The 11,790-nt window shown below is 68.5% G+C and carries 10 protein-coding genes; all 10 read right to left on the minus strand.

Annotation, left to right across the window (positions count from 1 at the left end; all coding sequences use genetic code 11):
• Window positions 1-62: 62 nt before the first annotated feature.
• The gene (locus OG266_RS06915) at window positions 63-1,673 is read right to left on the minus strand and encodes a glycoside hydrolase family 13 protein (protein ID WP_371543817.1); all 1,611 of its coding nucleotides are present in this window, start codon (window positions 1,671-1,673) and stop codon (window positions 63-65) included.
• 39 nt (window positions 1,674-1,712) lie between these two features.
• Window positions 1,713-2,588: a carbohydrate ABC transporter permease gene (locus tag OG266_RS06920; RefSeq protein ID WP_266473020.1), complete on the minus strand. Its 876-nt coding sequence runs from the start codon at window positions 2,586-2,588 to the stop codon at window positions 1,713-1,715.
• Complete coding sequence (locus OG266_RS06925; RefSeq protein WP_371543818.1) at window positions 2,585-3,547, minus strand: carbohydrate ABC transporter permease; 963 nt, start codon at window positions 3,545-3,547, stop codon at window positions 2,585-2,587. The genes OG266_RS06920 and OG266_RS06925 overlap by 4 nt, the downstream gene beginning before the upstream one ends.
• A gap of 8 nt (window positions 3,548-3,555) precedes the next feature.
• Complete coding sequence (locus OG266_RS06930; RefSeq protein ID WP_371543819.1) at window positions 3,556-4,905, minus strand: ABC transporter substrate-binding protein; 1,350 nt, start codon at window positions 4,903-4,905, stop codon at window positions 3,556-3,558.
• A gap of 145 nt (window positions 4,906-5,050) precedes the next feature.
• Window positions 5,051-6,049 carry a LacI family DNA-binding transcriptional regulator gene (locus OG266_RS06935; RefSeq protein ID WP_266473024.1) on the minus strand — a complete coding sequence of 333 codons (999 nt, stop codon included), beginning with the start codon at window positions 6,047-6,049 and terminating at the stop codon, window positions 5,051-5,053.
• Window positions 6,050-6,159: 110 nt separating this feature from the next.
• Window positions 6,160-6,723: a GNAT family N-acetyltransferase gene (locus OG266_RS06940; RefSeq protein WP_371543821.1), complete on the minus strand. Its 564-nt coding sequence runs from the start codon at window positions 6,721-6,723 to the stop codon at window positions 6,160-6,162.
• 116 nt (window positions 6,724-6,839) lie between these two features.
• Window positions 6,840-8,687, minus strand: a complete 1,848-nt coding sequence (locus OG266_RS06945; protein ID WP_371543823.1) for an immune inhibitor A domain-containing protein — start codon at window positions 8,685-8,687, stop codon at window positions 6,840-6,842.
• Window positions 8,688-8,733: 46 nt separating this feature from the next.
• Window positions 8,734-9,792 carry an ABC transporter ATP-binding protein gene (locus OG266_RS06950; protein ID WP_371543824.1) on the minus strand — a complete coding sequence of 353 codons (1,059 nt, stop codon included), beginning with the start codon at window positions 9,790-9,792 and terminating at the stop codon, window positions 8,734-8,736.
• On the minus strand, window positions 9,789-10,814 hold the full coding sequence (locus OG266_RS06955; RefSeq protein WP_371543826.1) for an ABC transporter ATP-binding protein: 1,026 nt from the start codon (window positions 10,812-10,814) through the stop codon (window positions 9,789-9,791). The genes OG266_RS06950 and OG266_RS06955 overlap by 4 nt, the downstream gene beginning before the upstream one ends.
• Window positions 10,811-11,788 (minus strand): ABC transporter permease, encoded by a 978-nt coding sequence (locus OG266_RS06960; RefSeq protein ID WP_371543828.1) that lies wholly within the window; start codon window positions 11,786-11,788, stop codon window positions 10,811-10,813. Before OG266_RS06960 ends, OG266_RS06955 begins: the two co-directional genes overlap by 4 nt.
• Between the last annotated feature and the right edge of the window lie 2 nt (window positions 11,789-11,790).

Here is an 11,790-nt window from a genome sequence, read left to right on the forward strand (position 1 = left end):
GCTGATCCCTTTCATCGTGGGGTTGCGGGATAGCGGGGTGGAACGGCGGCCGGGCTGCGGCGTCAGGCGCGCAGCCAGGCCGCCGTGTCCTGGGGGAGGTGGCCTTCGGCGTCCAAGGGGCCGCTCGTGAGGAGGAGTTGGGTGTGGCCGGGGAGTTCGGTGGGGGTGTCGGAGAGGTTGACCACGCAGAGCGTGCCGTCCGTGCGGGCGAAGGCGAGAACACCTTCGGGGGTGGGCAGCCAGGTCAGCGGGCCGTCGCCGAAGCCGGGCTCCGTGCGACGGATGCGGAGCGCCGCGCGGTAGAGGGCCAGCATCGAGGCGGGGTCGGCTGCCTGGTGGTCGGCCGCGTACGCCGGCCAGTCCGCGGGTTGCGGAAGCCAGGGCTCACCGCCGAAGCCGGCGTGGGGCGCGTCGGCGGTCCACGGCAGTGGAACCCTGCACCCGTCCCGGCCCGGGTCGGTGCCGCCGGAGCGGAAGTGCATCGGGTCCTGGATGCTCTCGCGCGGTATCTCCGCCTCGGGCAGGCCGAGTTCCTCGCCCTGGTAGACGTAGACGGCGCCGGGCAGGGCGAGTGAGAGCAGGGCGGCGGCGCGGGCGCGCCGGGTGCCCAGGGCGAGGTCGCTGGGGGTGCCGAAGGCCTTGGTGGCGAAGTCGAAGCCGGTGTCGGTGCGGCCGTAGCGGGTGACCGTGCGTGTCACGTCGTGGTTGCACAGGACCCAGGTGGCGGGCGCGCCGACCGGGGCGTGCTCGGCGAGGGTCTCGTCGATCGACGTACGCAGCCGTCCGGCGTCCCAAGGGCAGGACAGGAAGGAGAAGTTGAAGGCGGTGTGCAGTTCGTCCGGGCGGAGGTAGCGGGCGAAGCGCTCGGTGTCCGGGAGCCAGACCTCGCCCACGAAGATGCCGTCGTAGGCGTCGGCGACCGCACGCCAGGAGCGGTAGATGTCGTGGAGTTCGTCGCGGTCGACGAAGGGGTGCGGGTCGCGGCCCTCGACGAAGTCGGGGAGGTCCGGGTCCTTCGCGGGCAGCGCGGCCGAGTCGATGCGGACGCCGGCCACGCCCCGCTCGAACCAGAAGCGCAGGACGTCCTCGTGCTCCTGCCGGACGGCCGGGTGCGCCCAGTTGAGGTCGGGCTGCTCGGGCGTGAACAGGTGGAGGTACCAGTCGCCGTCGGGCAGCCGGGTCCAGACGGGTTCGGTGGAGCCCGCGAACTGGGACGGCCAGTCGTTGGGCGGGAGTTCGCCGTGTTCGCCGCGTCCTGGGCGGAAGTGGAACAGCTCGCGCTCCGGGCTGCCAGGGCCGGCCGCGAGGGCGGCGCGGAACCATGCGTGCTGGTCGGAGACGTGGTTGGGCACGATGTCGACGAGGGTGCGGATGCCCAGCTCCCGCGCTTCGGCGATGAGTTTCTCCGCCTCGGCGAGGGTTCCGAAGGCCGGGTCGATGGCGCGGTAGTCGGCGACGTCGTATCCGCCGTCGGCCATGGGTGACAGGTACCAGGGGTTGAACCACAGGGCGTCCACGCCGAGTTCGGCGAGGTAGGGGAGTTTGGCGCGGACGCCCGCGAGGTCGCCGGTGCCGTCGCCGTCGCCGTCCGCGAAGCTGCGGACGTACACCTGGTAGATGACGGCGGAGCGCCACCATTCGCCCTGAGTGCGGGCAGGGGAATGCTGTCCCACGGTGCCTACCTTTCTGTGAAGCTCTGGAAGGGGTGGGGGTCAGCCCTTCGTGCTGCCCGCGCTGATCCCGGCGATGATGTGCCGCTGGAACACCAGGAACATCGCCACCATGGGGATGCTCGCGATCACCATCGAGGCGAGCAGCACGGTCAGCGGGATGTTCTGGGACAGCTGGACGAGGGCCACGCTGATGGGCTGTTTGTCGGTGTCGGAGAAGACCATCAGCGGCCAGAGGAAGTCCTGCCAGACGGCGACAAGGGCGAAGATCGACACGACTCCCAGGACCGGCCTGGACATGGGCAGCACGATCGACCAGAGGGTGCGCAGCCGTCCGGCGCCGTCGATCTCGGCGGCCTCCAGGACATCGCGCGGGATCTGGTCGAAGAAGCGCTTGAGGAGGTAGAGGTTGAAGGCGTTGGCCACGGCGGGCAGCCAGATGCCGAGCGGGTCGTTGAGCAGGCTGGTGTGGATCAGCGGGAGGTCGGCGACGGTCAGGTACTTCGGGACGACCAGTGCCTGCGCCGGGACCATCAGGGTGGCGAGGATGCCGCCGAGGATGATCTTTCCGAAGGCGGGCTTCAGCCTGGACAGGGCATACGCGGCGGCCGTGCAGAACACGAGTTGAAGGATCCAGGCGCCGGTGGCCTGCACCACCGTGTTCCAGAGGTGGGTGGGCAGGTCCATCAGGTCCCAGGCGTCGGTGTAGCCGGTGAGGCTCCACTTGTCGGGGACGAGCGTCGGGGGTGTGCGGGTGACCTCATCCGGCGACTTCATGGCGCCGGTGACCATCCAGTAGACGGGGAAGAGGAAGGCGAGCGCGAAGAGCAGGACGATGCCCGAGAAGACCGTCCAGTAGAGGGTCTTGCCTCGGCGGCGGGCCAGGGTGAGCGGTGAGACGAGCGTGCGGGTGCTCATGAGTCCTCACCTCCGGAGCTGGTCAGCTTCAGATAGAGCGCCGAGAAGGCGCTGAGCAGGACGAGGAGCATGACGCTCAGGGCGCAGGCTCCGCCGAAGTCGTTGTAGAGGAAGGCGTACTTGTAGATCAGGTACAGGACCGTCACGGTCGAGTTCTCCGGGCCGCCGCCCGTGATGACGAACGGTTCCGTGAAGATCTGCATGGTGGCGATGATCTGCAGCAGCATCAGCATCAGGATGATGAAGCGGGTCTGCGGGATCGTCACATGGCGGACGCGCTGCCAGATGTTCGCGCCGTCCAGCTCGGCAGCCTCGTACAGCTCACCGGGGATGCTCTGCAGCGCGGCCAGGTAGATGAGGACGGTGCCGCCGAGGTTGGCCCAGGTGGCGACGATGACCAGCGATACGAGGGCGGTGTCGGCGCCGTTGGACCAGTTCGAGGTGGGCAGGTGCAGGAAGCGCAGCGCCTCGTTCGCCAGGCCCGCTCCGGGATCGTAGAACCACTTCCAGAGCAGGGCGCTGACCACCGGCGGGATCATCACCGGCAGATAGACCACGACTCTGAAGAAGGCCTTCGCGTGCCGGAGTTCGTTCAGCACCAGCGCCATCACGAAGGGGACGGCGAAGCCGATGAGCAGGGCGAGGAGCGTGAAGGTCAGGGTGTTGCGCCAGGCTGCCGTGAACTCCGGGTCGTGGAAGACGCGGGTGAAGTTCTCGGTGCCGACCCACTCCGCCTCCGCCCCCGGCGTGTACTTCTGGAAGGCGATCACGACCGCGCGGATCGCCGGGTACCACGAGAACAGCGCGAAGCAGAGCAGGCCGCCGACGAGGAAGGCGTACGCGCGGGACTGGTCGGCCAGGCGCCGCCGCAGCGGCGGCCGTTGAGGTCCGGGCCTGGGTGCCTCCACCGGCCGTACAGTCGTCGGTGGAGGCACCGCGGGCTTCGATGCGGTCTTCATGAACGGTGTCAGCCCCGGGCCAGAATGGAGTCGATCTTGCCGGACGCGTCGCTCAGGAGCTTGTCGATGTCGGCGTCCTTCTTGGTGAGCACCGCGGAGACGGCGCCGTCCAGGACGGAGTAGATCTGCTGGGCCTGCGGGGGCTCGATCTTCATGTCCAGGCTCTGGTTGCCGTCGAGGAAGGCCTGGTAGTTCTCCACCGGGACGTTGGCGTTGGCTTCCTTGACCTGCTGGTCCTTCTCGTCGGCCGCGCCGGTGAACAGGCGGGGCTCGGGCAGGCCGACGGGCGCGTCGTTCTGCTTGGCGCGGGCGTAGTCACCGAGGAAGCCGTCGCCGGGGGTGAGGAACATCGAGTCGAGCCACTTCAGGCCCGCCTTGATCTGCTCCGGCGTCGCCTTCTTGTTGAACATGTAGCCGTCGCCGCCGACGAGCGTGCCGTTGCCGCCGGGCATGGGCGCGAGGGCGAGGTCGTTGTAGTTGCCGCCCTTCTCCTTGACCAGGATCGGGATGTTGTCCGGCGCGGAGAGGTACATGCCGAGCTTCCCAGAGCCCATCATCTGCTGGACGTCATTGAGGATGAGGAGCTGCTTGGTGCCCATGGAGTTGTCGGTCCAGCGCATGTCCTTGAGGTTCTGCAGGACGGCCTTGCCCTCGGGGGTGTCGACGTTGGCCTTCTTGCCGTCCTCGCTGACGACGTCGCCGCCCTGCGAGTAGAGCTCGGCGGTGAAGTGCCAGCCGCCCTGGTTCTGGGCGCTGTAGTCGGCGTATCCGACGGTGCCGTTGCCGAGCCCGGCTATCGCCTTGGCGGCCGTGCGCAGCTCCTCCCAGGTGGCCGGGGGCTTCTCGGGGTCGAGGCCCGCGTCCTTGAACAGCTTCTTGTTGTAGATCAGGCCCATCGAGTAACCGGTGCGCGGGACGCCGTAGATCTTGCCGTCGACGGTGTAGATGTCGCGCAACTGCTGCTGGATGGTGTCGTAGCTCTTGAGGTCCTTGACGTAACTCGTGATGTCCGCGGCCTGGTTGATGTCCACGACATGCTTGGCATCGGTGAAGTAGGTGTAGAAGACGTCCTCCATCTGGCCGCCGGCCAGCTTGGCGTCGAACGTCTTGGGGTCCTGACACGGGAACGCGTCATGCGCGACGACGTCGATGGTCGGGTTGGCCTTCTCGAAGGCCTTGATGTCCGCCTCGAAGAACGAGCGGTCGACCTTGGCGCTCTTGGGCGGCATGCAGTTGACGGTGATGCTGGTCTTGCCGTCGGCCGCGTCGTCGTCGCCCGAACCGCAAGCGGTGGCGGTGAGCGCGAAAGAACACGCCATGAGCGTGATGAAGGTACGGCGGAACCCGGTGCTTCTCATCGGTGGACCCCTTTGGGCAGGAGCGGGTGGAACCCTTTTGGCAACCCGTGGCCTGGAGCGGTGGGCGCCGCACACTCAAGCACCGACGACATCGGTCCGCAAGATGTCGCGCAGAATATGGAATTATTTGACAGTCACCTGTTGCTCAGTGGCGCGGCGCTTGCGCTGTCGAACCACGCACCACCAACTCCGGCTCGAACAGCAGTTCTTCGGCGGTGACACTGCTGCCGCCGATCTGAGCATTGAGCAGCTCGACGGCCGCGCGCCCCATGGCCTCGATGGGCTGGCGCACGGTGGTCAGCGGCGGCTCGGTGCAGTTCATGAACGCCGAGTCGTCGTAGCCGACCACGGAGACCTCGCCGGGGACGGTGAGTCCCTTGCGGCGGGCGGCCCGTACGGCGCCGAGGGCAAGGGGGTCGCTGGCGCAGATGATGCCGGTGACGCCCCGGTCGAGCAGCCGGGTGGCCGCGGCCTGGCCGCCCTCCAGGGAGAACATGGCCCGGGCGACGTGCTCGTCGGGCAGGTCGGGGGCGAGCACGCGGGCCGCCGCGAGCTTGCGCCCCGAGGGCATGTGGTCGCCGGGGCCGAGGACGAGACCGATGCGCTCGTGGCCGAGCGAGTCCAGGTGGCGCCAGGCCTGTTCGACGGCAACGGCGTCGTCGCAGGAGACACAGGGGAACCCGAGGTGCTCGATGGCCGCGTTCACCAGCACCACCGGGATGTTGCGGTCGGCGAGCTGCCGGTAGTGGTCGTGCGGCGCGTCCGCCTGCGCGTACAGACCGCCCGCGAACACCACGCCGGAGACCTGCTGTTGGAGCAGCAGCTCCACGTAGTCCGCCTCGGAGACGCCGCCCTTGGTCTGTGTGCACAGCACCGGGGTGAGTCCGAGCTGGGCGAGCGCGCCGCCGATCACTTCGGCGAACGCCGGGAAGATCGGGTTCTGCAGCTCGGGCAGCACGAGGCCGACGAGGCGGGCGCGTTCACCGCGCAGCTGCGTGGGCCTCTCGTAGCCGAGCACGTCCAGCGCGGAGAGAACCGCCTGCCGAGTGGAATCGGAGACTCCGGGCTTGCCGTTGAGCACCCGGCTGACCGTGGCCTCGCTGACCCCGACCTTCTTCGCCACCTGAGCAAGTCGTCGCGTCATGCGCGCAAGAATAGCGCAAGATATGCAAACGGCTTGCGTAAAGTGCGACTTCTCAGCCGCGCTTTACGCCGACCTCGGCCCGTCGCCCGCGTCGGAACACAGTCTTCCATTCAGTCCCGGCAGTCGTGTGCCCAGGTCCGAATGGCCTGGGGGCGTCCCTTCGTCACGACGTCGAGCGGCGGCTCGTCCGTGGGGCGGTAGCCGGCGGAGCGGGCGACCGCGATGCTGGCGGCGTTCTCCGTCGCGATGCCCAGCGTCACCCGGGGCAGGCCGAGTTCGTGGTGCGCGTAGTGCGTCAGGAGCTTCAGGGCCCGGGAGCCCAGGCGCTGACCGCGGTGGGCGGACCCGACCGTGTAACCAAGGCTTACGGCGGGGTCGTCGGCGCTCTTGCGGAAGATGAGGACCTCGCCCAACGGCAGGGCGCCGTCGGCGGTGATGGCCAGTCGCAGGCCTGTGCCGTCGGCGCGGGCCTGCCGGGCTCTGGCCAGATAGGCGCGGGCCGCGGCCGCGTCGAAGGGTGAGACCAGCGGGGTCCAGTACGCGATGTCCCGGTCGTCGAACAGCTCGGCCATGACGGGCAGATCGGCGTCGGCCCACTCCCGCAGGACGAGTCCCTCACCGGTCAGCCGGACCTGTGGGGCGAAGTTGAGGCGGGTGATGTTGTCACTGGTCATCGGTGCTGCTTCCCTGTCGTGGAGGATGCCGCGGAGTGGGCGCGGCGAGCCTGCGGCAGCCCCCGGCGCGCCGGTGTGTCCGGGGCCGGGGGCCTGGCCGACTGGTCGTCCAGGAGCTATTCCGAGGCACCCACCGCGATCTTCACTCGGCCGTCGCCGTACTCCTGCTTCACCGTGACGGTGGTGCCGGAGTCGGCGTCGTAGCTGGAGCCGTAGGGCGCGGTGTCGTAGTGGTAGGTGCCGTTGATGTCGTCGAAGACCGCGACGCCCTCGTGCGAGGGGATCGTCGCCTCGACTCCGCCCAGATGGAAGGTGAGGGCGGTCGTGTCCTTGAGGCCGAAGGGCGCGTCGTAGGACTGGAGGCGGTTGCGGACGACCGCTCCGGTCGTGTCGAGGGCGGGCTCCGCGTGGGAGTCCAGGGGGAGGATCCGGCCGTAACCGGCGTTCGTCTTCGTCCTGTTGTTGGCGTAGGCGGTGTTCCAGTACCAGATCATCACCCCCTCCTCGTACGACAGACGCTCCTTCTTCTTCGGGTAGGTGGAGGCCCAACCCAGGTTGTAGGGACCGTTCTTGAGGTAGCGGTCGTCGCCGACGTACTGGCGGTTCTCGACGATGTAGTAGCGGGCCTTGCCGTTGGCGTCGTCGGGCAGACTGACCACGAGGGCTTCGGCGCCCTTGACCGAACTGTCGACGGACAGCGCGTTCAGGGTGTGGGTGGACGCGGTGGCGGCCTGGGCGGTCTCGTAGTCCAGCCAGCCGAGCTGCAGCTTGCTCCAGGCGCCCAAGTCGCCCGGGTGGGCGGACAGTTGCTCATCGTCCGTGAGCAGCGAGCCGTTGGACATCACCGTCCAGAAGCCCGTGGAGTTCTCTCCGCCGGAGGTGTCGTACAGGTCGGGCAGGCCCAGGTCGTGGCCGTACTCGTGGGCGATGGTGCCAAGTCCCCGGTTCTCGTTGGTCATCGTGTAGTCGTTGGCCCAGATGCCGGAGTCGCCGACCTCGCTGCCGCCGGCCAGGTTGCCGTTGTCCGGGCCGAGCGTGTCGGCGTCGTCCTGGAGGTAGCTGACGGTACCCCGGTGCGCGCCGATGGCGTTGGTGCCGTTCACACCGCCGCCGTTGGTCTGGGACTCCCCCGCGAACGTGATCATCACGCGGTCGAGGTAGCCGTCGGGTTCGTTGAAGATCCCGTCGGCGTCGAAGTCGTCGCGGTCCCACTTGTCGTAGGAGGCAAGGTACTTGTCGATCTCCGACTTGGTCTGCCCCGCCGCGAGCCGGCCCTCGTACCAGGCGTTGAGGCCGTCCGTGGTGAGCTGCTCGTTGCAGTAGTACGTGGAGATCGAGGCGCCGTTCTTCTTGCAGGCATCGGTGCCGTAGTGCGAGATCGAGTAGTCGACCCTGGTCCACTCCTGGACGGTGCCGGTGAGCTCGTAGGCGCCGCTCGACTGCCGCAGGTAGTACGACTTGAGCGTGTCGCCGGTCTTGGCGCTCGCCGTGCCGAACAGCTGCCGTTGGTAGTAGGCGGGGCTGTAGTCCTCGGTCCACACCGTGGAGGTGTCCACGCTCCGGTCGGGTTCGGCGATCTCGTTGTGCGAGGGGCCGGCGAGGCCGCCATACGTGGTGTCGACGGTGTCGCCGAACTCCACCGGCAGCACGAAGACCCGGTCCGTGGTGCGACTGGTCTCCGAGTACTTGCCTTCTGCGTACTCGATCCGCTTCGAGGCGCCCTTGGTCTCCGCGGTCGCCTCGCCCTGCAACACCTTGTCGACCGCCGCGACCCGGTTCTCGCGGAGCGTCAGCTCCTTGTCGCTGAGCAGGTCGTGCTCTTCGTCGTCGTGCCCACCGATCGCGGCGGCCGACGTCTGCTCGTCACCGTAGGCGTACACCGAAACCGTGACGGTCGAGGCGGCGACGGCCAGTACGGCGGCGACCGCGGCCAGGGGTCTGCGGGCACGCTTGTGTTTGCTCAACGGACTTCCTCCTTCAGGGAATTGGGAACAGGGAAAGGAGCGGGAATCAGGAGCCCCCGGCCGAACCGGCCGGGGACGCGGAGGCAATGGACACCACGGACGGCAGCCGGCCGTCGTCGCCCCGGGCCTCCGGGAAGTGACATGCCGTCAAATGGCCGTCGGCTATGGGCGCCAGCGGAGGCTCCTCGCTCGCGCAGACGTCCTGCGCCTTCCAGCAGCGGGTGCGGAAGCGGCAGCCGGAGGGCGGGTTCGCCGGGCTCGGCACATCGCCGGTGAGCCGGATGCGCTCGCGCTGCCCGAGCCTGCGCGGGTCGTGCTCGGGTACGGCACTCAACAGGGCGTGGGTGTAAGGGTGATGCGGATTCCCGTACAGCTCGTCCCGGTCGGCGATCTCGACGATCCTGCCGAGGTACATGACCGCGACCCGGTGCGAGAAGTTGCGCACGATCGCCAGGTCGTGGGCGATGAAGAGGAAGGCGATCCCCTGCTCGCGCTGGAGTCTGCGCAGCAGGTTGACCACCTGGGCCTGGATGGACACGTCCAGGGCCGACACCGGCTCGTCCGCCACGATCAGCTTCGGGCTGAGCGCGAGAGCGCGGGCGATGCCGATGCGCTGGCGCTGGCCCCCGGAGAACTCGTGCGGGAAGCGGTTGTAGTGCTCCGGGTTGAGGCCGACCGTCTCCAGGAGTTCCTGGACGCGCGCCTGCCGGCCGCCGGGCGGCTCGACCCCGTTGACCTCCATCGGCGCCGAGACGATCGAGCCGACGGTCTGGCGCGGATTGAGGGACGAGTAGGGATCCTGGAAGACCATCTGGATCTCCGACCGGATGGGCGCGAGCTGCTTGCGCGAGGCGTGGGTGATGTCCCGGCCCCGGTAGCGGACGGTGCCGCCGGTGGGTTCGAGCAGCCGGGCGATCATCTGTCCCGTGGTGGACTTGCCGCAGCCCGACTCGCCCACCAGGCCCAGGGATTCGCCCTCGCGCACGGTGAATCCGACGCCGTCGACGGCCCGGACGTGGCCCGAGGTACCGCCGAAGAGTCCGCCGCCTTTGAGGGGGAAGTGCTGTTTCAGGTCCTCGACTTCGAGGAGGGGGGTGTCGTTCATGTGGTGCTCCCCTGCAGTCGTGGCAGGACGTCCTGGAGGAAGATCTCGCGGCGCCGCCCCGGCTCGATGTGGCAGGCTGCGGAGTGCGCGCCCCCGGTCGGTGCGGGCCGTTCGGCGAGGCACTTCTCGCCGATCCGGTCGACGAAGGCGCACCGCGGGTGGAAGGCGCACCCCGTCGGTGGATCGAGCAGCGAGGGCGGGGTGCCCTCGATCGGTGTGAGGTCCGCGTCCGGGTCGCCGTCGAGCGTCGGCATGGAGCCCAGCAGGCCCCAGGTGTACGGGTGTCGGGGCGCGGTCAGTACTTCGGTGACCGTGCCCTTCTCCACGCAGCGCCCGCCGTACATCACCATCACGTCGTGCGCGGTCTGCGCGACCACGCCCAGGTCGTGGGTGATGAGGATGATCGCCGTGCCGAACTCCTTCTGGAGGTCGGTGAGCAGGTCGAGGATCTGTGCCTGCACGGTCACGTCGAGTGCGGTGGTCGGCTCGTCGGCGATCAGAAGCTCCGGGTCGCACATCAGGGCCATGGCGATCATCGCGCGCTGGCGCATACCGCCCGAGTACTGGTGCGGATACGACTCCGCGCGCAGGTCCGGCTGTGGGATGCCGACGCGGTCCAGCATCTCGACCGCCCTGGCCGCGGCTGCCTTCCGGGAGGCGCCGGTGTGCTTGCGGTAGGCGTCCGCGAGTTGTTCGCCGATCGTGTAGTAGGGCGACAGGGCGGTCAGCGGATCCTGGAAGATCATGGCCATTTTGCGGCCGCGCAGCTTCTCCAGTTCCTTCTCGGAGGCGGTGGTGAGTTCCTGTCCGTCGAGGGTGATGGACCCCTCTACGGTGGTCTTGGCACGGTTGTGCAGACCCAGGATCGCCAGGTTGGTGACGGACTTGCCGGAGCCGGACTCGCCGACGATGCCGAGCGTGCGGCCGCGTTCGACGTCGAAGCTCAGCCCGTCGACGGCCTTCACGATGCCGTCCTCGGTGGCGAACCGGACCCTCAGGTCCTCTACATGGATGAGGCTCATGCGATGCGCACCCGGGGGTCGATGACGGCGTACAGGAGATCGACGATCAGGGTGAAGAGCACCATCAGCGTGGCGGCGATCAGCGTGACGCCCATCATGATCGGCAGGTCGTTCTGGGTGACCGCGTCGACGGCGGCCTTGCCTATGCCGGGGATGTTGAAGGTGGTCTCCGTGATCATCGCGCCGCCGAGGAGGTGGCCCAGGTCGAGCCCGAAGAGGGTGACGATCGGGGTGACGGCGGCGCGGCCCGCGTACTTGAAGAAGACCACCCGTCCGGCCAGGCCCTTGGCACGGGCGGTGCGGACCGCGTCCTCGTTCAGCGCCTCGATCATCGAGGCGCGGGAGTAGCGGGCGTAGGAGGCCGTGTAGACGATCGCGAGGACCAGCCAGGCGAGCAGCAGTCCGCCCGCCCAGGCTCCCGGGTCCTCGAACAGCGAGGTGTAGCCGGGCCGGTCGAGGATCTTGTACTTGTCCACGAGGAAGTACTGGGCGACCAGGCCGATGAAGTAGATCTGCACGGCCGCGCCGATCAGCGCGAAGCCGGACACCAGCCGGTCGGTCCTCGTGCCGCGCCGGGCGGCCGCGAGCAGCCCCGCACCCACCCCCAGGAGCAGGAAGAAGACCGCCGCCCCGACCACGAGCGAGACCGTGGCGGGGAACTTCTGGGCCAGGATGTCGAGCACCGGTTCATGCTTGAAGTAGCTGTAGCCGAGGCACGGCGCCTCGCAGGCCTTGCCGCCGATCGTCCGGCCGGCGAAGAGGCCCGAGAGGTAGATCCAGAACTGCTCGTACACGGGCAGGTCGAGCCCCATGCCGTGGCGGATCTGGTTCAGCGTGGTCTCGGGGCAGACCGTGCCGCAGGCGAGCCGGGCAGGGTCCCGGGGCGCCGCGAAGAACAGGAAGTACGTCACACCGACGACCACCAGCAGAATCGCGAACGCGCCCAGGAGCCGGCGCAGGAGATAACGGAGCATTG

This window comes from Streptomyces sp. NBC_00554, assembly GCF_041431135.1.
Taxonomy (GTDB): domain Bacteria; phylum Actinomycetota; class Actinomycetes; order Streptomycetales; family Streptomycetaceae; genus Streptomyces.

Coding starts and splice junctions, on each gene's coding strand:
- OG266_RS06920 (WP_266473020.1), bottom strand. CDS start 2,588: ATGAGCACCCGCACGCTCGTCTCACCGCTCACCCTGGCCCGCCGCCGA.
- OG266_RS06925 (WP_371543818.1), bottom strand. CDS start 3,547: ATGAAGACCGCATCGAAGCCCGCGGTGCCTCCACCGACGACTGTACGG.
- OG266_RS06930 (WP_371543819.1), bottom strand. CDS start 4,905: ATGAGAAGCACCGGGTTCCGCCGTACCTTCATCACGCTCATGGCGTGT.
- OG266_RS06935 (WP_266473024.1), bottom strand. CDS start 6,049: ATGACGCGACGACTTGCTCAGGTGGCGAAGAAGGTCGGGGTCAGCGAG.
- OG266_RS06940 (WP_371543821.1), bottom strand. CDS start 6,723: ATGACCAGTGACAACATCACCCGCCTCAACTTCGCCCCACAGGTCCGG.
- OG266_RS06950 (WP_371543824.1), bottom strand. CDS start 9,792: ATGAACGACACCCCCCTCCTCGAAGTCGAGGACCTGAAACAGCACTTC.
- OG266_RS06955 (WP_371543826.1), bottom strand. CDS start 10,814: ATGAGCCTCATCCATGTAGAGGACCTGAGGGTCCGGTTCGCCACCGAG.
- OG266_RS06960 (WP_371543828.1), bottom strand. CDS start 11,788: ATGCTCCGTTATCTCCTGCGCCGGCTCCTGGGCGCGTTCGCGATTCTG.